The sequence below is a fragment of the Mesorhizobium sp. CNPSo 4661 genome (assembly GCF_057784215.1).
Map to the genome: position 1 here is coordinate 163,455 of NZ_JBWGIO010000013.1, position 19,316 is coordinate 182,770.

The window sequence follows — 19,316 nt, forward strand, 5'->3', positions numbered from 1 at the left end:
GAAAAGATGATCCGCCTCCTCGTCTTCCTCGCCGTCGTCTTCGCCCTGGGACTGGGCTTTGCCTGGCTGGCCGACCGTCCGGGCGACATGCTCGTCACCTTCAACGGCTACCAGTACCAGGTCACGCTGATGGTGGCGGCGGTGGCGATCGTCGCCGTGGTCGCGGCGGTGATGATCGTCTGGTGGCTGATCAAGTCGCTGTGGAACAGCCCCTATACGATCTCGCGCTATTTCCGCGTGCGCCGCCGCGATCGCGGCTACCAGGCGCTGTCGACGGGCATGATCGCCGCCGGCGCCGGCGACGGCGCGCTGGCGCGCAAGAAGACCAAGGAAGCGGTGAAGCTGATCAGCTCCGATCAGGAGCCGCTGATCAACCTGCTCGACGCCCAGGCCTCGCTGCTCGAAGGCGATCACAAGGGCGCGCGCGAGAAATTCGAGCGCATGCTCGACGATCCGGAGATGCGGCTGCTCGGGCTGCGCGGGCTTTATCTCGAGGCCGAGCGCCTCGGCGACCGCAATGCCGCGCGCCACTATGCCGGCCGCGCGGCGGAGGTCGCGCCGCAGCTCGCCTGGGCAGCGGAATCGACGCTCGAGGAGCTGACCGAACGCGGCGACTGGGACGGCGCGCTGAAGCTGGTCGAGGCGCAGAAATCGACGCGGCAGATCGAGCGCGACGCGGCCAACCGCCGCCGCGCCGTGCTGCTCACCGCCAAGGCGCAGGCGCTGGTCGACAGCGACCCGAACGCGGCCCGCACTGCGGCGCTCGAAGCCAACAAGCTGGCGCCCGATTTCGCGCCGGCGGCGGTCATCGCCGCCGATCTGGTTATCCGGCAAAACGACGTGCGCAAGGGCTCCAAGATTCTGGAAGCCGCGTGGAAGGCCGAGCCGCATCCCGACATCGCCGAGCTCTACACCCATGCCAGGCCGGGCGACGCCGTGCTCGATCGCCTCAACCGGGCAAGGAAGCTACAGGAACTGAAGAAGAACCACGCCGAATCGTCCATGGCCGTGGCGCGCGCGGCGCTCGACGCGCAGGATTTCGCCACCGCGCGGCGCGAAGCGGAGGCCGCGATCCGCATGGATCGCCGCGAGGGCGCCTATCTTCTGCTCGCCGATATCGAGGAAGCCGAGACCGGCGACCAGGGCAAGGTTCGGCAGCTGCTGTCCAAAGCCGTGCGCGCGCCGCGCGATCCGGCCTGGGTGGCGGACGGCGTCATCTCCGAGCGCTGGGCGCCGGTGTCGCCGGTTACCGGCAAGCTCGACGCCTTCACCTGGCGCGCGCCGATGGAGCGGCTTGGCCAGCTGATCGACAGCGACACGGATGTTGCCGTGCCGGCAATCACCGCCGCGCCGCCGGCCGAACCCGCTGAAAAGGCGATCGACATCGTTGCCGACGCGCCCGTCGAAGAGCCGGTATCGGCGAATGGCGGCGAGAAGGATAAGGCGGTGGCCGAAACCGTCGGTGAGGCGGAAACCATAGGCCAGGGTTCGGAGCTGCCGCCTCTGCCGGACGATCCAGGCGTTGCGCCGGAAGAAGAAGCGGATAAATCGCCGCGCCGCTTTCGTTTGTTCTAAAGCTGTGTTCTGGGGCCGGGTTTTGGTGGGCAGGGAAAAGGTGTCGATGTTCGAGCGTGTGTTGTCCTTCCTGAGGGATCTGCCGGCCGGCGGCGAGACCAGGCCGAGCGCCGACGATCCGCGCGTCGCGGCCTCGGCGCTGCTCTACCATGTGATGAACGCCGACGGCGTGCGCCAGGACGTTGAATGGGAGCGGTTCAAGCAGATCCTGGCCGAGACCTATTCGGTGAGCGGCGAGGAGCTCGACGCACTGGCCGCGGCCGGCGAGCGCGCCGACAATGAGGCAATCGACCTCTACGCCTTCACCAGCGTGCTCAAGCGCGAGCTCGATGCCGAGGCGCGCAAGGCCTTCATCGGCCTGATGTGGGAAATCGTCTATGCCGATGGCGAGCTTGACGAGCTCGAGGACAACACCGTCTGGCGGGTCGCCGAACTGATCGGCGTCGAGCGTCACGACCGCATCGAGGCGCGCCGCAAGGCGGCGGCCGAGGTGCCCGGCGCACGGGGCAAGTCGAGCGACGAATAACAGGACCCTTCGCCTTCCATGCCACCCAGACCGAGGCCGAGACCCAAAATCCTGATCGTGCTGCATCAGGAGAATTCGAGCCCCGGCCGCGTCGGCCATATGCTGCTGGAAGAAGGTTTCGATCTCGACATCCGCCGGCCGCCGCTCGGCGACGAATTGCCCTGCACGCTGGATGATCACGCCGGCGCGGTTATCTTCGGCGGACCGATGAGCGCCAATGACGAGGACGAGTTCGTCCGCCGCGAGACCGATTGGCTGCAAATCCCGCTGAAGGAGAATCGGCCGTTCCTCGGCATCTGCCTCGGCGCGCAGATGCTGGCCAACCATCTCGGCGGCAGGGTCGAGGGCCATGGCGAGGGCCTGGTCGAGATCGGCTGGTATCCGCTGAAGGCGACTGACGCCGGCAAGAAACTGCTGCACTGGCCGGAGATGGTCTACCAGTTCCACCGCGAGGGCTTTTCGCTGCCCAAGGAAGCGACGTTGCTGGCCACGGCGGAGACCTATCCCAACCAGGCGTTCCGTTACGGTGAGAATGCCTGGGGCATCCAGTTCCATGGCGAGCTGACCCGGGTGATGATGCAGCGCTGGGTGGTGCGCGGCGCGCATCGCTTCGAATTGCCCGGCGCGCAGCCAGGCCGCGACCACTTGGGCGGCCGGCTGATCTGGGACATGCACCTCAAGCGCTGGCTGAGCGAATTTCTGGGACTGATCTTCGGCAAGCCGGTCGTGGGGTAGGGCAGTCCGATACCCCTGAACGGCCGGGCTTGACCCGGGCCTGCGCCTGACCGCGCGCCTACCTGCTCGCTGCCTTCGAATCCCGAGCCGAAGGCAGGCTGGCCTTGAGGAAGCGGTGCCAGGCGCCGCCGAGGATCAGCGTGGTTTCGGCCTCGGCGAATCCGGCCGAGAGAAGGCCTGCCGAGAGTTTCGGAAAATCGAGGTTCGATCTGAACCAGGACGGCTGCGGCGGAAAGCTCGCGGTCGCCTGGAGCTCGCGGGTCCAGCGGCCTTCGCGCATCCAGCGCACGACGCTGTCGGGCTGGTCCTGGCAAAGATCCGAGCCGATGCCGAGATGATCCGCTCCCGTGATCCCGGCCGCTTCGGCAGCCATTTGCCCGAACTGCTCCAGCGTCGTGTCCGAGCCGTTCGGAAGGTGCAGCGGGTAGAGCGACAGGCCGAGCAATCCCTGCTTTTCGCGCAGCGCTTGCAAGACGGCCCTCGAAACATTGCGGTTGCTGTCGCGCAGCCAGCGCGGATTGGCATGGCTGATGACCACCGGGCGCTCCGACAGCGCGATCGTTTCCAGCGCGGTCCGCTCGCCGGCATGCGACAGATCGATGATCATGCCGAGCCGGTTCATCTCGGCGATCGCCTCGCGCCCCATCCGCGTCACGCCGCTGTCTTCCTGTTCCATCCAGCCGCAGCCGAGCAGCGACTGGTTGTTGTAGGTGAGCTGCATGAAGCGGATGCCGAGATCGAACAGCATCTCGATCAGGCCGATGTCGTCCTCGATCGGCATCGGGTTCTGCAGGCCAAGCAGGATCGCCGTCCGGTTGGTGGCCCGCGCCCGCTCGATGTCGCCGGCATCGCGCGCCAGGAGGATCAGGTCCTCATTGTCGCGAAGCCAAGTGCGCCAGTCGACAAGATGGCGCACCGTCTCGCGAAAACCTTCGTGATAGCCGACCGTGGCGTGGACCGCGGTCAGCCCGCCCCGGCGCATCTCCTCGAAAATTTCGCGCGACCAGTTGCAGTATTGCAGCCCGTCGATGAGCACTTGCGGCGCAGCGTTGGTCATTCGGGCGCGCCCGCGTGGATGTAGGACGTCTTGACCTGGGTATAGAACTCGACCGCGGCGCGGCCCTGCTCGCGCGGGCCGTAGCTCGAGGCGCGAACGCCGCCGAACGGCACATGATAGTCGGTGCCGGCTGTCGCGAGGTTGACCATGACGCAGCCCGAGCGCGAGGCGTGGCGGAATTTCGTCGCACGCGCCAGCGAGCGGGTGGCGATACCGGCCGTCAGCCCATAGGGCGTGTCGTTGGCCAGCAGGATCGCCTCCTCGAGATCGTCGGCTGGAATGACGCAGGTGATCGGCCCGAACATCTCCTCCTGGTTGATGCGCATGCGCGAGTGGCCGTTGAGGAACACGGCGGGCGCCATGTAATGGCCGCGATGCGCGAGATCGAGCGCTTCGCCGCCGGTCGCAAGCTCTGCTCCTTCGCTGATGCCGAGCGTCATATAATCGAGATTGGCCGAGAGTTGCTCGGCGCTGACGACCGGTCCCATCTGGACGCCGGCCTCAAGCGCATGGCCGACCTTCAGCGCCCTGGTCTTCGCCAGCAGCTTCTCGACGAAGGCGTCATGGATCGGCCGGTGGACGATCAGGCGGGAAGCCGCCGTGCATTTCTGGCCCGTGCCGCCGAAGGCGCCGTTCACGGCAAGGTCGACGGCGCGGTCGAGGTCGGCGTCGTCCATAACGACGAACGGATTCTTCGACCCCATTTCGAGCTGCAGCTTCACGAAGCGCGCTGCGGCCAGCGCCGCGATACCGGAGCCGACGGCGCCGGAGCCGGTGAAGCTCAGCCCTTGGATGTCGGCATTCGCTGCAAGCTCGCGGCCGATCGTCGATCCCGACCCCATGACCAAGTTGAACAGACCTTTCGGGATCGGTTGCCGGCTGATGATCTCGGTCAATGCCCAGGCGCTGGCCGGAGTGACGCTGGCCGGCTTCCAAACCACCGCATTGCCGAAAGCCAGCGCCGGCGCGATCTTCCACGAGGCTGTGGCGATGGGGAAATTCCAGGGCGAGATGATCGCGACGATGCCGAGCGGCTCGCGCTCGATCAGCACATCCACGCCGGCTCTGACGGAATCGGCCGAGGCGCCCAGATTACGCAGCGCCTCGGCGGCGAAATAGGTGAAGAACTGGCCGGCGCGATAGACCTCGCCGACACCTTCGGGAAGCGTCTTGCCCTCCTCGCGCGACAGCAGTTCGCCAAGCTCCTTCGAGCGCGCCATCAATTCGCGGCCGATGGCGTCGAGAACGGCGGCTCTCGCTTCGAGCCCGGCCGCCGCCCACTCCCGTTGCGCGTTTTGCGCGGCCGCCACGGCGTCATGGATGTCGGACGGCCGCGCCTGCGCGAAACGCCCGACGATGTCGGTCACATCCGACGGATTGACGTCCTCGACCCAGTCGGCGCCGTCGCGCCATTCGCCTGCAACGAAGTTCTGACCGTTCAGCATCGGGTTCGACCTGCATCAAATTCGGTTGACAACGACCTAACCAATGCTGTGAACTTCAATCAAGCTCAATTTTTGGCACAAATGTTCAGGCAAGCTTAACAGTGACGAAAACGATCAGCCTGACCGGCATGCGCAGCTTCGTCGCGGTCTACGAGACCGGCGGCGTGCGCGCCGCGGCCGATCAGATCGGCCGTACCCCGTCGGCGGTGTCGATGACCCTGAAGCAGCTGGAAGACGACATCGGCGCGCCGCTGTTCGAGAGCGAACGCAAGGGCGCGCTTTCTCCAGTCGGCCGTATCGTGCTCGACGAGGCGCGCGCCATGATCGCGCATTACGACCGCGCCTGCCTGGCCATGACCAGCTATGCGGCGGACCGGCAGGGCCGCTGCGACGTGGCCAGCGTGCCTTCGGTCGCCGTGACCTTGCTGCCGCGCGCCATCGCCCAGCTTCGCGCCGAGGGCAGCCGGTTCGACATCCACGTCCGCGACAGCGATTCCAGCGCCATCGTCGACGCGGTCGAAAACGGCATGGTCGAGGTCGGGCTGTGCGTGCTTGCCAGCAAGCGGCCGCAGCTCAGTTTCGAGCCGCTGTTCCACGAGCCGCTCGATTTCGTCTGCCCGGCCGATCATCCCCTGGCAAAATCGAAGCGTCCGCTGAAATGGGCGCAGCTCGACGGCGAGAGCTTCATCCGCAATGGCGCGGCCGCGGCACTCGGGCTTGCCGAGACCGAGGCGCTTGCCGCCGGCTCGAAACTCACCGCGACCAATGTGAGCTCCAACCTGGCGATGGTGGAGGCGAGGCTCGGCGTCACCATCCTGCCGCGGCTCTGCCGCTGGAAGAGCAGCCACGACGTGCGCTTCGTGCCGCTTGCCGACCCGCGTTCGAGCCGGACCGTCGGCTGGATCGCCAAGGAGGGCCGCAATCTGCAGCCGGCGTCGCTGCGCTTCATCGAATGCATTCGCCAGCAGGCGCAGGCCGGCGAGAGAGAGTTCGGCTATGCGGCGGCATGATTGGTGGGTGAGGGGATGACGCGCCTGACGCAAGCCAGCATCGAAACGCTCGCTCGTAGGGCGCTGGTGCGGCACGGCGCCAGCGAGGTGCAGGCGCGTGCGCTCGCCGCAGCCGTCGCGGCCGCCGAACGCGACGGCCTGAAATCGCATGGGCTGATGTATCTGCCGACCTATTGCGAGCACCTGACTTGCGGCAAGGTGCTCGGATCGGCCGAACCCAGCCTGACGCGGCCGGCTCCGGCGGTCGTTGCCGTCGATGCGGGCAACGGCTTCGCCCATGCGGCCATCGCCCTTGGCCTGCCGGCGCTGATCGAGGCAGCCCGCACGCAAGGTGTCGCGGCGCTTGCCGTCCGCAATTCCTACAATTGCGGCGCGCTCGGCTATCACACCGAAAACATCGCGCAGGCCGGCCTTGTCGGCTTGGGGTTCACCAACGCGCCGGCCTCGATCGCGCCCTGGGGCGGCCGCAAGGCGGCGCTCGGCACCAATCCCTGGTCGCTGGCGGTCCCGGACGGGCAGGGCGGCGCGCGCTTCGTCATCGACCAGAGCGCCAGCGTCGTCGCCAAGAGCGAGGTCATCAAGCGCGCCCGCGCCGGCGAGCCGATCCCTCCCGGCTGGGCCTTCGACGTGAGCGGCGAGACGACCACCGATGCCGGCGAGGCGTTGAAGGGCACGATGGCGCCGGCGGGCGGCTATAAGGGCGTCGGCTCAGCATTGCTGGTGGAGATCTTTGCCGCATGCCTGACGGGAGCCAATCCCGGGCTTGTCGCCAGCCCCTTCTCCGGCACGGCCGGAGGGCCGCCTGGAACCGGCCAGTTCTTCCTGGCGATCTCGCCTGACGCCACGTCGGCCGGGGCGTTCGCGGGCAATCTGGAGACCGTCGCCGGCGCCTTTGCCGGCGAAGCGAGGCTTCCAGGCACAAGGCGCTTCGGCGCGCGCGAACAGAACACCAAGGACGGCATCGAGGTGGCGGCCGAGACGCTCGCCACGCTCGAAAAACTCGCAGGGACCGCCGCATGACGGCGATCGCGCTGCGCCCGCCGGAGGTGGTCATGCGCCTTAAGCGGCTGGGCGCCGCGCATCCGACACGTCTCAGTTTTCTGCGCCAGCTGATCCGCCGCGCCACCCGGGAGAAATGGCGGGTGCGCAAGCACCGGTTCGATCTGGACGACAATGGATTCGGGCGCGCGGTCTATGCGGTCGAGACGCCGGCAAGGACCTACAGCCTGGTCGCCTTCTCGACGCCGCTCGACGACGAGAAGCGGTCCGACCGGGTGATCGCGCAAGCCTGGGACACGAGCTACGTGCTTTATGACGGATTGCCGGACGCCGCCGAGGTGGCGCGGCTGGAGGCAAATGCGCCGCTGCAGGAGGCAGGCCGCTACACCAGAAGCGAACTCGTGCTGGCGCGCGCCAACAAGAGCGTGCGGCTGTTCGAGGACGTCGCGGCGGTGCTGGCGCAGGGACGGCAGCCGGACGAGGAGCAGTTGCTCGGCGTCGGCTATCTGCTGCGCACCACAGCCGTCTACGGCAACGGCAAGTTCGGCATCGCCGACCGCGACGAGATCGCCGCGCGCCCGGAGCTTGCCGGATCCTTCCAGGCCGAGATGCTCACCGTCTGGCTGATACGGTCCTTCACGCTCGACCTGGTCGATCACATCGCCTGTCGCCGCAACCCGGCCGGCGCGGCGAGCCTGGCGCCGGAATTACGCCGGGCGCTCGGGGTGGGCAATGCGACGGGGCTCGGCATGGCTCCGTTCCTCGTTCGCCATCCGCTTTTGACGCATAGCTGGTTCCTCGCCCGTGAAACCGCGCTGGCGCGGGTGCGTGCAGAGCCGCATGCCGGCGAGGCGGAACGAGACATTTTCTCGAAGGCGCTCGCTGATCTGCGGCAGCGCGTGGCCCGCTGGCACAGCGACGACGCCGGCCAGGCCGCCGCAACCCGGTCCCTGGCCGCCGATCTCGATGCGCTGGCCGAAAACCTCGACCGGCTTCTGGCGAAAGCACGGCCCTGGGATGCGGTCTATCGCTTCGCGGAAGAACATTTCTCGCTCGAAGGGCAGGAGGCCTGCGTCTCGCTGATCCTCGAGCCGCATGGCGCCCTGGTCGACGAGCTTGGCGACACGATGAAGGCCGACGAGACGCCTGGACATGCGATCGACGGCAGCATCACCTGCGGGTCGCTCCACCAGGTGCTTCTCGACAGCTATTCCTGGGCGGGAAAAGTCGACTTCGCCGAACCGTCCGCCAATGCGCGCTTCTGGTATGTATCGGCGGAGAAGCTCGAGCCCCGGCTCGGCGAGCGTTTCGAGGAGGACGGCGCTGAGCTCGAACAGCCGCTCGCAACCGCGCGCGACGCGCTCGCCCTGGCGGCCGCGCTGGCGCAGGAGCTGGCCTCGACCAGCGTCGCCGACTTCCTGCTGCGCCGGCCCGAATGGCGCCATGCGGTGCGGCGCGTCCAGATCGTCGCCAGATTTCCTTATGCCGAGATCCACGACAATCTGATCGGCGCCGACTTGCGGCCCGTCGACATATTGCGCGCCAAGCTGGCGTTCTTCGGCGCGCGCAGTTTCGATCCGCGCTCCGACCGCTGGCTGCGGATCGCGCTGTTCAGCGGCGAGCCGCTGATCGAGGATGTCGCCACGATGGCGCCGGCAGGAGAGGCCGCGTGATCGACCTGTCGCTCAACGAGGTGGAAACGCTGAGCACCAAGGCGGCGCGGGGCGCCGGATTTTCATGGGGACTGGCCGAGGATATCGGCCGCGCGGCGCGCCGGATCGCGGTCGAGAACGACAATTGGGGCGAGGCCATGCTGAGCCTTGCCGAAAACGCGCAGTCCTTCGCGGCGCCCGATCCTGCCCGCGCGGCGCGCTGGCGAAAAGGCGAGGTCGACAAGCCTGCCGAAACACCGCTCTGCCCGATCCGCACCGGGGCTTTGCTGCTCGACGATCCGCTTCCGGCGAGCGCGCTGCCGCTGACGATCATCAATGTCGGCCTGCCTGTCTGGCTCGACGCCATGCTGCGCCGTTCGGCGATGCGCCTCGCGCGGCCCGTGGGGCCGGTGACGCGCGCCGATGTCGTCGTCGAACACCGCGCCGAGATCGAGCAGTCGGCCACGGGCCGGCGCGGCGCGATCGACGAGCGGACGCTCGCGGCGCTCAATTCCTTCGCCGGCAAAACCTATGTTCCGGAAAGCGAGCGATCGCGCGTGCGTGGTGCCGGCGGTGGCCGGGTGGACGATTAATAACAAGGGGAGAAAGAAATGAGCGCAGCCGATGGCCAGAAGATCGCCATGCGTGGGGCGGGTTATTACTCGGCCAACACCGTCGGCGCCAAATACGTCATCGACAAGGTTGGCGATCTCGTCGTCAAGGCCGTCGCCGGGATGCCCCGGCTGGCCGACGGCCAGCCATTCGCCGTCGCCGATTTCGGCGCGGCCGACGGCGGCACCTCGATGGACATGATGCGGCGGCTGGTCGGCGCCGTTCGTGAGAGGGAGCCGGACCGGGCGATATCGATCACCTACACCGACCTGCCGCACAATGACTTCTCGACCCTGTTCAGGTTGAGCCAGGGGCTGCTGGGCACCTCGACGGAGGTTCCGCTGGCCGAGACGCCTTCCCTCTACATCTTCGGCAGCGGCACCAGCTTCTACCGCCAGATCGTGCCGGACAATTCGCTCTCGTTCGGCTTTTCCGCCACGGCGATGCACTGGATCAGCAAGCGGCCCTGCATGATCGCCGACCATGTCCAGGCGGTCGGCGCGACCGAGGCCGAGCGCGGAGAGTTTCGCGCCCAGGGGCTGCGCGACTGGCAGACGATCCTGCTCGCCAGGGCGCGCGAGCTGAGGTCCGGCGGCAGGCTGGCGCTGGCCAATTTCTGCGTCGACGAGGAAGGGCGCTATCTCGGACATACGACCGGGGTCGACATGTTCGACGGCTTCGCGCGCCATTGGCGCGACCTGGCTCGGGCAGGGCGGATCAGCGAGACGGAATATGTCAACGCGACGTTCCAGCAATTCTACAAGACGCCGGACGAGTTCGCGGCACCCTTCCGCGATTCCGCTTCGCCGGTGTCGCAGGCCGGACTGAGGCTGGAAAACATCTTCACCATGGTGACGCCGTGCCCCTATGCCGAGGCCTTCCGGGTCCATGGCAATGCGCAGACCTTCGCCAGGGCCTATGTGCCGACGCTCCGCTCCTGGTCGGAAACCGTCTTTGCGAACGCGCTCGATCCTTCGCGTCCCGCGGCCGACCGTGCCGCGATCGTCGATGATCTTTACGGCGCGTACGAAGCCGACGTCGCGCGCGCCCCCGAAGGCCATCGGATGGACTATGTCCACTGCGTGACGGAGATCGTCAAAGGATAGGTGATACCGCCACGGCAAACTCCGCGCTGCTCCCCCGGAGTCAAAGAACTTCAAGGAGTCGGTTCGGCGGTCAGGTTCTGTATTTTCTCGAGGAGATTTTTGACGAGCAGCTGGTAGACGCGCGTGAGCTCGTCCGGCGACAATTCAACCCTGATGTCGTACTTGCCGGAATAGTTCACCTGCAGATCGACCGTTCCGAACAGCGTCGTTTTGCCATCGCGAATGTCGGTAGCTACGATCATGCTCGCCAATGGCTGATCCAGCAGAATGACGCCTGGTTCTCCGGGATGATTGTGCGTCGTCGTGCGTATTTTCACAGCGTAACCCTCCTGTTAGGCCTGTCCAAAATAGAACCGTCCCCTCAAAACGCGAGGAACAAAAATCGTATCGGCGCAGCCACCATCTGTGTTATGCGCCGCCCAACCAACCAAAGGACGACAGCTGTGAGCGAACTGACCGTGGCCGATGCGACCGAAAGCATCTATGCCTCACTCCGAGCGGACAATGCCGACATCGATGCGCATATCGCGACACTCAAGGCGGCGCTGGCACGCGAGGGGAAGAAACAGGCGGTGTTCGATCCGACCAGGTTGGTGCAGAACAACCGCGCCGGTCGCAAGTTGATGCAGGCGTATTTTCGGCAGCGCGGCGTGAGCGTCAGCTTTTCTGATTAGCCGAACCGCAAGCGAAGCGCCCACTACGGCGCTGCCGCCACCGGTTCGTTCCTTCTCATCGTCAGCTCGTAGTTGAGCCGATAGCGGCCGCCTTCGAAATTCCAGATCAGCGGGTTGCGCACGCCGTCGAGCGAACTGGCGCCGGGCGGCAGGTCGGGAAACTCGTTGGCATGACTGGGGTCGTTGGGGCTGGTGTCGTCTTGCTCGAATACCTTCATCCCGGCGTGGTCGACAAAGGTCAGGTTCGTGCTACCGAAGCGCGCCCAGTCCTTCTGGTCGGCGGAGTCGTCGCAGTCGAACTCGACCTCGCCCCCAGGGGGGAAGCGGATGGTGCGGCTGTCGATCGACAATTGCGTGAAGATGTCGTCGGAGCCGAATTCGGGATTGGTCTCGTCCTCGCAGATCAGCGCCTTGAGCTCGAGATTGCGCACCGTGGTCTGCATCGAGGCGCGCACCCGCACGGCCTGGCTTCCCGCGGCCGCCTGATGGATGACGAGATAGCCATGCGTGCCGTCGCCCATGGCGTCGCTGACGATGCGGCTGGTGCCGGAGACCGCGATCGGCGGCTCGCCGCCATGCGGGTTGTCGAACTCCTCCAGCGTCGCCTTGTAGCGGCTCGGATCGGGCAGGCCATCGGCTGTCAGCGTCACGGTCTGGTCGGCGCCGCTGTCGGCCTGGCCGACGACGTCGAAGCGAAACCAGGCTTCGTCCTGGCTGCCCAGCAGGCTGCCGGCTTCGGTCAGCGAGGCGAATTGCGGCGGCTCGCCCGGCTGCAGCGGACAGGCCTCTTCCTTGGTCGCGCAGGTGTGGCGGCGCACCAGCAGCGCATAGTTGCCCTGCCATCTGCGGTCCTTGCCGGTCACGCGGATGAAGAACTCCTTGGGCAAGGCATAGGTATGGACGGTGAAAATGTGCTCACCGTCCTGCACGGTCCTGGTGCTGCCATAGTAGCTGGAGATCGGCGTCGTCATGTTGGACGGCTGGTAGATGTCGATGTTGACGTCCGGATTGTCGGGTCCGATCGAATAGCTGCCGGCGTCCTGGCGCACGACATGGAACCATTGCATGGAACCCGGATAGCGGATCTGGGTGACGTCCTGGCCGTTCCTGAAGTCGATCAGCTCTTCGGCCTGCGGCTTGCCGTCCGGGCCCTTCTTCGTCATCAGATTGACCGGATAGGCGATCGACGGGCTGCAGAAATTATTGCCGAGGTTGAGGTCGGCGGTCAGAAGATTGTGGTCGCTTTCGAGGTCGACAAAATCGACCGGGATGGTCACGTGCTGAACGCAGATCGGTCCCTCGATGCCGCCGCTCAGATAAGGCTTCGGCGCGGCGAGAATGTAGTCGTAGCGCTCGCCGTCGATGTAGTTGGAGATTCCGGGATCGGCGCCGTTGGTCGCCGCCCAGCTGTCATAGTGCTGGGACGTCCAGTACGTGCCGGGGGTGGCGAAGCGGCGCGCCCATTCGCCTGTCGGCGGGTGGAACAGCGGCACGTTCATGTCGCCCATCACCAGAACGCGCTCGCGCTTGCGCTGCGCTGGCGTCAATGGCGACAGCGTCGTCTCGATCAGCTTCTCGATCTGGTCGAACTGCGCGTCGCGCGCGTCGGCATGCAGCTCGGCCGGGCTCTTCTCGAAATAGTCGGCCTGCATGTGGGTGAAGACGACCGTATAGTTGCTTTGCGAAGGCAGATGCAGCAGCCGCACGATCGCCGCGCCCTTGCCCGACAGGCAGTCGACACCGCCGCAATGGTCGTAGAGGGTGAAGCCCACCTCGTCAGTCGCCGCATCCAGGGTCTCGCCGTCGTTCTTGCCCCATTTGAAGCTGTCGTCGGGCAGCGGCATGAACTTGAAATCGCTCTTGGCGAACAGCATCAGGCCGCTGTCCTCGCCGTCGATCTTCTCGACCGGCTCGCCATAGATCGCCACGGCAGCCGCCGGATCGAGACTGGTGATTGCGTCGACAATGGCCTGCGGCCGCACCTTCAGCAGCGCAGCGTCGATCTTGCGGACATAATTCGGATAGACGGGCTTGAGCTTGTCGATGAGGATTTGCTTGGCATCCTCGTCCCATGCCTCGTTGATCGCGATTATGTCGAAGCGGTCGGTGTCCTTCAGGATCGTGTCGGCCAGATGCTCGGCCTGTTTTTCGGTCTGGCCCTGAATCTGCACGAGGCAGTCAGCGAAGTTCGGGTTGGCGCATTTGAAGATCGGCGAGAGCAGATAGGCGTTGAACGTCGCGACGCGAACCGTCTCGACTTCCTGCGCCCTGGCGCCGCCGATCGGCGAGGCAGTCAGCGCGACAAGCAGGATGATCAACCTGGCCAAAACCTGATCTGACCAGAACGTGCGTCCGGAACGAAACATGGCAATTGCCCCCAATCGTCGCCTGATCGCCAGGCTGGCGAATAGTAACAAACGGGAGAGCCCGAACCGTGAAGCCATTCACGCTGCCACGGGCGAAACTTTGGCGGGCGTGGATCCGTCAACGGATGTCGGCGTAAGCCGCCTGGGCCGACTGCGTCGAATCCAGCGGCCCAGATCAAGAACTCGATCAGTTGCGGCTGTTGAGGTGCCGCACCTGGCGCAGCGCCGGGAACAGATAGGCCCACAGGCCGGCGACGGCGATGGCGCCGATGCCGCCGATCACCACGGCGGGAACCGTGCCGATCAGCGCCGCCATGGTGCCGGCGCGGAATTCGCCGACCTCGTTGGAGGCGCCGACGAAGACCTGGTTGACGGCGTTGACGCGGCCGCGCACCTCGTCGGGCGTCCAGAGCTGGATCAGCGTCTCGCGGATATAGACGCTGAACATGTCGGTGGCGCCGAGCAAGGCAAGTGCTGCGATCGACAGCCAGGTGATGGTCGAGACACCGAACAGCACGGTGAAGGCGCCGAACAGGGCGACGAAGCCCAGCATGATCTTGCCGGCATGGTCGCGGATCGGATGGCCGGCGAGCCAGACGGCGACGCAGATGGCGCCGATGCCAGGCGCCGAGCGCAACAGGCCGAGGCCCCAGGGGCCAAGCTCCAATATGTCGCGCGCATAGACCGGCAGCAGCGCCGAGGCGCCGGACAGGAGCACGGCGAAGAGGTCGAGCGAGATCGCGCCGAGCACGATCTTCTCGCCCCAGATATAGCCGAAGCCGGCGAACAGTGTCTGCATCGTCGGCTTGTCGGTAGCAGTCTGCTGCGCGGGTTTCGGGATGGTGAAGACAAGCAGCGCCGCGACAAGCATCAGGACCGCCGCGGTAGCGTAGGCGATTTCAGCCGAAAGGCCATAAAGCAGGCCGCCGGCGACCGGGCCAACGATGGTCGCCGTCTGCCAGGCGGAAGAATTCCAGGCAATCGCGTTGGCGAAGTCTTCTTGCGGCACGAGATTGGCAACCAGCGAGGACGATGCCGGCCCGTAGAAGGCGCGGGCGATACCGAACATGGCGAGCACGACGAAGATCGGCAGCGGGCCGCCAAGGCCGCGCAGCGTCAGCAACAGGAGCGTGAGCGCGCAGCCGGCCTCGACGAGCGTCGACAATGTCATGATCAGGCGGCGGCCGAAGCGGTCGGCGACCACGCCGGTGACAAGCACCAGGAGCAGCGAAGGCAGGAACTGGACGATGCCGACAATGCCCAGGTCGAAGGGATTGCGCGTCAGGTCATAGATCTGCCAGCCAACCGCGACAGAGACGATCTGGGTGGCGAAAGTCGTGAGGAAGCGCGCCGTCCAGTAGCTGAGGTAAGGCCGGTGCCGGAACGCTGCGTAACGCTGGTCTGGAGACGTTGCTTCGACGGTCATGATTCAAGGGCCCCGTTGCGACAATGGCCGGCGGGGCACTTCCACGGTGGGCGCTGGTCCGGCCGCAACCCTTTAGCCCAGTTCGCCCTCCAGCGCGCGCAAAAAATCCGCGCCGGATCGAAGAAAATCGAAATTTTCTGCTCCGCTAAGGCGATTCAGCCCCTCAACGCAGCCGAGATGGCCGACAGGCCGCCGCGCAGCTCCGCTTCCGTCGGCCAGCCGAAGCCGAGGCGGAAGAAGCGTTTCGGCATCTCGAACCAGTGGCCGGGACCGACATAGGCGCCGTGTTCCTCCAGCAGCCTGGTGTAGAACTTGTCTAGGTCGAAGCCGGCATCGACGTTGAGCCGCGGGAAGCCGACGACGCCGCCTTGTGGCCGCACCCAGTCGACCAGAGGCTCGCCGTCGATCCAGGCCTGCACGATGTCGCGGCGCCTGGCCATGTCCGGCAGCAGCGAGCCGAGAAAGGCGTCACGGCGTTCGAGCGCGGTGCGGGCGATCGCTTCGTCGATGACGCTGCCGCAAATGCCGATCTGCTCCTTGGCGGCGAGGAATGTTTCCTGCAGCTCCGGATCGCGGGTTATCAGCCAGCCGATGCGGATGCCCGGAATGCCGAACGCCTTGGACAGCGAGCAGACGCTGATCGCGCTTGGGCTGAGCGAGGCCGCCGCGGGCAGGCGTTCGCCATAGGAGAGGTCGCGGTAGGTCTCGTCGACCAGCAATCGGCATTTGCGGTTTTCGGCAAGCGCAATCAGCGCGTCGAGGTCGGCGCGTGTCATCATCGTGCCGGTCGGGTTGTGCGGGCAGGTGACGCTGATCAGCTTGGTGTTCGGCCGTATCTCTGCCGTGACGCGTTCGATGTCGACGGCAAAGCCCTGGTCGAAATCGAGGTCGACATAGGAGATGGCGCAGCCGATCGCCTTCGGCGTCTCGATGTTGGTGGCGTAGTTCGGCCGAACGACCACGAGATGGTCGCTGGGTGAGAGCAGTGACGTGGCGATGATGAACAGCGCGCCGGCCGCGCCGGCGGTCACCAGCACATCGTTGAGGGAAACGCCCTTGTCCTGCCCGGCGATCAACGCGCGCAACGCCTTGTCGCCGCGATGCTCGCCATAGAAGAGGGTGAGGTCGGGCAAGGCCAGGCCGATGTTGGAGAGTTTCTGGTCGGCGATGGAGCTTTCGGAGAGGTTGTAGCGGATGCGGTCGTAGCCGTATTCCTCCGGCGCTTCCTTCTCGATCAGCATCCTGGCGTAGTTCATGGCCTGCCCCCCCAATCTCCGGTAGTAACCAAGCCATAAAAGCAGGAAGCCTGCCAAGGCGGATTCCTCGGCAGGCTTCGTTAAATCATTGGTACAGGCGCGTTACTTCAGGCTGTCGCCTTGGCCTTCCTGCCCTTGGCGGGCTTCGCGGGCTCCGGTTCCGCCTTGCGGCCGAGGCCGATCGACTTGGCGAGCTGCGAGCGCGACGCCGCATAGTTGGGAGCGACCATCGGGTAGTCCACGGGGAGGCCCCATTTGGTGCGATAGGCTTCCGGCGTCAGGCCGAAATGCACGCCGATATGACGCTTCAGCGATTTGAACTTCTTCCCGTCCTCGAGGCAGATGATGTAGTCCGGTGTCACCGAGCGCCTGGGATTGACGGCCGGGACCGGCGGGGGCGCCGCGGGCTCCGCCGGCTGGCTGATCCCGCCGATCGAGGAGGCGACGCTGGCGATCAGTCCGCCCAGGTCCGCAGCGGGCAAGCGGTTTTTCGCGACATAGGCCGATACGATGTGAGCGGTGAGCTCGAGCAGGTCGATTTCCTTGGCTGTGCTGGTGTCCTCGTCCACGTAGTCCCTCCATTTCTGCCGCAAGGCTGCGAAAACGATCCGGTTTTCGCGGTGTGTAATGTCAAGGCGCTGCGGGCATTGTTTGCGAATTCGGAAAGCCGCGGGGGCCACAGGCCGGCGAATTCCTAGTCGGCAAACCTGCGCGACGCAACGTTTTGTCGTGTCAATACACGCTGTTTTGAACAATTATACTGAAATGTAACAATATCAGACGATCAGCGCCTTGTCGCGCCATAGACGAAATCCACCCTCGAAAGCGCGAGTGTTGTCGCCGCGCCGGGATTTTTCAGGCAATTCATCGAGCTTGTCGACATTGCCGCCGCCGATCACGATGTAATCGGGCTGCAAGGCGGCGCGAAGCCTGTTGACCACGTCGAAAACGTATTTGCGCCACTTCCTCTTCCCGCGTTTCTCCAGCCCGCGCTCACCGACATAATCCTCGAAGCTCGCTCCCTTTTTGTAAGGGAGGTGGGCAAGCTCCATGGGCTGGCCGACATTCTTGATGATCATGGCGGCGCCAAGGCCCGTGCCGAGGCCGAGGAAGAGCATGCGGCCGCCATCATAGCTGCCGATCGCCTGCATCAGCGCGTCGTTGACGAGCTTCACCGGCTTGCCGAAGGCGGCGCTGAAATCGTAGCCGTTCCAGCCCTTGCCGAGATTGAAGGGGTCGAGCGAGGGCTTGTTGTCGCGCACGGGGCCGGGATAGCCCATCGAGATGACGTCGTAGTCCAGGCCCTCGGCCAGCTTCTTGACCGAAGCGACGACCTGGTCCGGGGTCAGGCTCGGCCCCGACGCGGTGCGGCGCATCTCGCCGCCGGCGCTGGTGAGGATCTTCACATGCGAGCCGCCGACATCGATGGCGAGCACGATCGGATCGCTGCTCGCCGCGGCGGTTTTTGCTGCTTTCGCCATCTTGTCCTCCCGAAACTACTTCGTCGGATTGATCCAGCCGTCGGGCGGGCCGAAGCCGTTCATGGCATCGGCCGGCCCCCAGGTCTTGGGCGCATAGATTGCCGGCGCCGCGGTGTCGCCGAGCACCGGGCCGACGATGCGCCAGGCAAGCTCGGCCGCGTCCTGGCGCGTGAAGAGCTGGCCGTTGCCGTTCATGGCGTCGCCGATCAGCCGTTCATAGGGCGGCATGTCGCCCTTGGTGTCGTCGAGCGCGGTCAGCTCAACCTGCTCGCCGATCATGTCGTCGCCGGGGACCTTGCGCTGGGCGCCGATCGAGATCGCCACCTGCGGGTCGATGCGGAAGCGCACATAATTGGCGTCGTCCGGCTTGATCGGATCGAAGACGTCGAGCGGCGGCCGTTTCATCCGCACGATCACCTCGGTGCAATGTACCGGCATGTTCTTGCCGGCGCGGATGAAGAAAGGCACGTCGCGCCAGCGCCAGGTGTCGACGAAGAAGCGCACCGCGGCGAAGGTCTCGACCGGCGAGTTCGGCCGCACACCCGGTTCGGCCAGATAGCCATCGAACTGGCCGCGCACGACATCGTCCTTGGTCAGCGTGCGGATCGCGCGCAGCACTTGCACCTTCTCGTCGATCAAATCGTCGGCCGAGCGGCCGACGGGCGGCTCCATGGCCAAAAGAAGCAGGATGTTGAGCAGGTGATTCTCGATCACGTCGCGGATGCAGCCGACATCGTCGTAGAATTTGCCGCGGCCCTCGATGCCGAAATCCTCGGCCATGGTGATCTGGACGCTCTCGACGAAGTTGCGGTTCCAGATCGGCTCGAGGAAGGAGTTGGCGAAGCGGAAATAGAGCAGGTTCTGGATCGCTTCCTTGCCGAGATAGTGGTCGATGCGGAAGATCGACTGTTCGTCGAACACCAGATGCAGCACGCGGTTCAGCCAGCGCGCCGACTGCAGATCGTGGCCGAACGGCTTTTCCACCATCAGCCGCGCGCCGCGCGCGGTGCCGGACTGCTCCAGGCCTTGCACGACCGTCTCGAACATGGTCGGCGGCACCGCCATGTAATGCAGCGGCCGCTGTGCGAAACCCAGCGCCGTCTTCAGCTTCTCGAAGGTCGCGCCGTCGCGGTAGTCGCCGCTGACATAACGCAGCAGCGAGGCGAGCTTGGAAAAGACCTTGTCGTCGACACTGCCAAGCGCGGTGACGATGCCGTCGCGGGCCCGGTCCACCAGTTTGGGGAGTTCCCAAGGATCGAAGGCGACGCCGATCACCGGCTCGGTCAGCGTCCCCTTGGAGACCATCTGGTAGAGCGCCGGGAAAATCTTCTTGTGCGCAAGGTCGCCGGTCGCTCCGAAAAGCACCAGCGTGTCGGACCTCTCCTGGCTCATGCCG

18 protein-coding genes are annotated in these 19,316 nt (G+C 65.6%); 9 read left to right on the forward strand and 9 right to left on the reverse strand.

All coding sequences use genetic code 11. From position 1 onward, the window contains the following. The first annotated feature begins 6 nt into the window (after nt 1-6). The 3 genes from AC0YKC_RS20985 to AC0YKC_RS20995 are packed head-to-tail and all read left to right on the forward strand — an operon-like array spanning nt 7 to nt 2,836. A complete protein-coding gene (locus AC0YKC_RS20985) occupies nt 7-1,575 on the forward strand; it encodes a heme biosynthesis HemY N-terminal domain-containing protein (RefSeq protein WP_488512387.1) in 1,569 nt (522 codons plus the stop codon). 46 nt (nt 1,576-1,621) lie between these two features. Further along, nucleotides 1,622-2,101, forward strand: coding sequence for a tellurite resistance TerB family protein (locus AC0YKC_RS20990; RefSeq protein WP_320297481.1), 480 nt, complete (start codon nt 1,622-1,624; stop codon nt 2,099-2,101). An 18-nt stretch (nt 2,102-2,119) separates the two neighbouring features. After that, a complete protein-coding gene (locus tag AC0YKC_RS20995) occupies nt 2,120-2,836 on the forward strand; it encodes a glutamine amidotransferase (RefSeq protein ID WP_488512388.1) in 717 nt (238 codons plus the stop codon). A gap of 58 nt (nt 2,837-2,894) precedes the next feature. Here the strand turns inward: AC0YKC_RS20995 and AC0YKC_RS21000 are convergent, their stop codons facing one another. After that, the gene (locus tag AC0YKC_RS21000; protein ID WP_488512389.1) at nt 2,895-3,893 is read right to left on the reverse strand and encodes a membrane dipeptidase; all 999 of its coding nucleotides are present in this window, start codon (nt 3,891-3,893) and stop codon (nt 2,895-2,897) included. Continuing rightward, nucleotides 3,890-5,338 (reverse strand): aldehyde dehydrogenase family protein, encoded by a 1,449-nt coding sequence (locus AC0YKC_RS21005; RefSeq protein WP_488512390.1) that lies wholly within the window; start codon nt 5,336-5,338, stop codon nt 3,890-3,892. The genes AC0YKC_RS21000 and AC0YKC_RS21005 overlap by 4 nt, the downstream gene beginning before the upstream one ends. 101 nt (nt 5,339-5,439) lie before the next feature. Here AC0YKC_RS21005 and AC0YKC_RS21010 point away from each other — a divergent pair, with 101 nt between their 5' ends. Genes AC0YKC_RS21010 through AC0YKC_RS21030 form a run of 5 tightly spaced genes read left to right on the forward strand, consistent with a single transcriptional unit; the run spans nt 5,440 to nt 10,717 of the window. Continuing rightward, a complete protein-coding gene (locus tag AC0YKC_RS21010) occupies nt 5,440-6,348 on the forward strand; it encodes a LysR family transcriptional regulator (RefSeq protein WP_488512391.1) in 909 nt (302 codons plus the stop codon). A gap of 15 nt (nt 6,349-6,363) precedes the next feature. Continuing rightward, complete coding sequence (locus tag AC0YKC_RS21015) at nt 6,364-7,368, forward strand: Ldh family oxidoreductase (RefSeq protein ID WP_488512392.1); 1,005 nt, start codon at nt 6,364-6,366, stop codon at nt 7,366-7,368. Beyond that, nucleotides 7,365-9,020, forward strand: coding sequence for a hypothetical protein (locus AC0YKC_RS21020; RefSeq protein ID WP_488512393.1), 1,656 nt, complete (start codon nt 7,365-7,367; stop codon nt 9,018-9,020). Before AC0YKC_RS21015 ends, AC0YKC_RS21020 begins: the two co-directional genes overlap by 4 nt. After that, nucleotides 9,017-9,592, forward strand: coding sequence for a DUF3726 domain-containing protein (locus tag AC0YKC_RS21025; protein ID WP_488512394.1), 576 nt, complete (start codon nt 9,017-9,019; stop codon nt 9,590-9,592). Before AC0YKC_RS21020 ends, AC0YKC_RS21025 begins: the two co-directional genes overlap by 4 nt. An 18-nt stretch (nt 9,593-9,610) precedes the next feature. Continuing rightward, on the forward strand, nt 9,611-10,717 hold the full coding sequence (locus tag AC0YKC_RS21030; RefSeq protein ID WP_488512395.1) for a class I SAM-dependent methyltransferase: 1,107 nt from the start codon (nt 9,611-9,613) through the stop codon (nt 10,715-10,717). Between the two features lie 50 nt (nt 10,718-10,767). Here the strand turns inward: AC0YKC_RS21030 and AC0YKC_RS21035 are convergent, their stop codons facing one another. Further along, entirely contained in the window at nt 10,768-11,034 is a 267-nt protein-coding gene (locus AC0YKC_RS21035; RefSeq protein ID WP_320297492.1) for a hypothetical protein, read from the reverse strand. A gap of 93 nt (nt 11,035-11,127) precedes the next feature. Between AC0YKC_RS21035 and AC0YKC_RS21040 the strand changes: the two genes are divergently transcribed. Next, nucleotides 11,128-11,391 carry a hypothetical protein gene (locus AC0YKC_RS21040; RefSeq protein WP_320297493.1) on the forward strand — a complete coding sequence of 88 codons (264 nt, stop codon included), beginning with the start codon at nt 11,128-11,130 and terminating at the stop codon, nt 11,389-11,391. Nucleotides 11,392-11,414: 23 nt separating this feature from the next. On the opposite strand, the gene AC0YKC_RS21045 is transcribed toward AC0YKC_RS21040, so the two are convergent. The 6 genes from AC0YKC_RS21045 to zwf form a co-directional block, all read right to left on the reverse strand. Next, a complete protein-coding gene (locus AC0YKC_RS21045; RefSeq protein ID WP_488512396.1) occupies nt 11,415-13,757 on the reverse strand; it encodes an endonuclease/exonuclease/phosphatase family protein in 2,343 nt (780 codons plus the stop codon). 187 nt (nt 13,758-13,944) lie between these two features. Then, nucleotides 13,945-15,183: an MFS transporter gene (locus tag AC0YKC_RS21050; RefSeq protein WP_434724475.1), complete on the reverse strand. Its 1,239-nt coding sequence runs from the start codon at nt 15,181-15,183 to the stop codon at nt 13,945-13,947. Between the two features lie 155 nt (nt 15,184-15,338). Further along, nucleotides 15,339-16,439: an aminotransferase class I/II-fold pyridoxal phosphate-dependent enzyme gene (locus AC0YKC_RS21055; RefSeq protein WP_488512397.1), complete on the reverse strand. Its 1,101-nt coding sequence runs from the start codon at nt 16,437-16,439 to the stop codon at nt 15,339-15,341. A gap of 107 nt (nt 16,440-16,546) precedes the next feature. Then, nucleotides 16,547-17,008 (reverse strand): Ros/MucR family transcriptional regulator, encoded by a 462-nt coding sequence (locus AC0YKC_RS21060; RefSeq protein ID WP_434724473.1) that lies wholly within the window; start codon nt 17,006-17,008, stop codon nt 16,547-16,549. A 207-nt stretch (nt 17,009-17,215) separates the two neighbouring features. Then, nucleotides 17,216-17,920 (reverse strand): ROK family protein, encoded by a 705-nt coding sequence (locus tag AC0YKC_RS21065; RefSeq protein WP_434724472.1) that lies wholly within the window; start codon nt 17,918-17,920, stop codon nt 17,216-17,218. A gap of 15 nt (nt 17,921-17,935) precedes the next feature. Beyond that, nucleotides 17,936-19,312: a glucose-6-phosphate dehydrogenase gene (gene zwf, locus AC0YKC_RS21070; RefSeq protein ID WP_488512398.1), complete on the reverse strand. Its 1,377-nt coding sequence runs from the start codon at nt 19,310-19,312 to the stop codon at nt 17,936-17,938. Between the last annotated feature and the right edge of the window lie 4 nt (nt 19,313-19,316).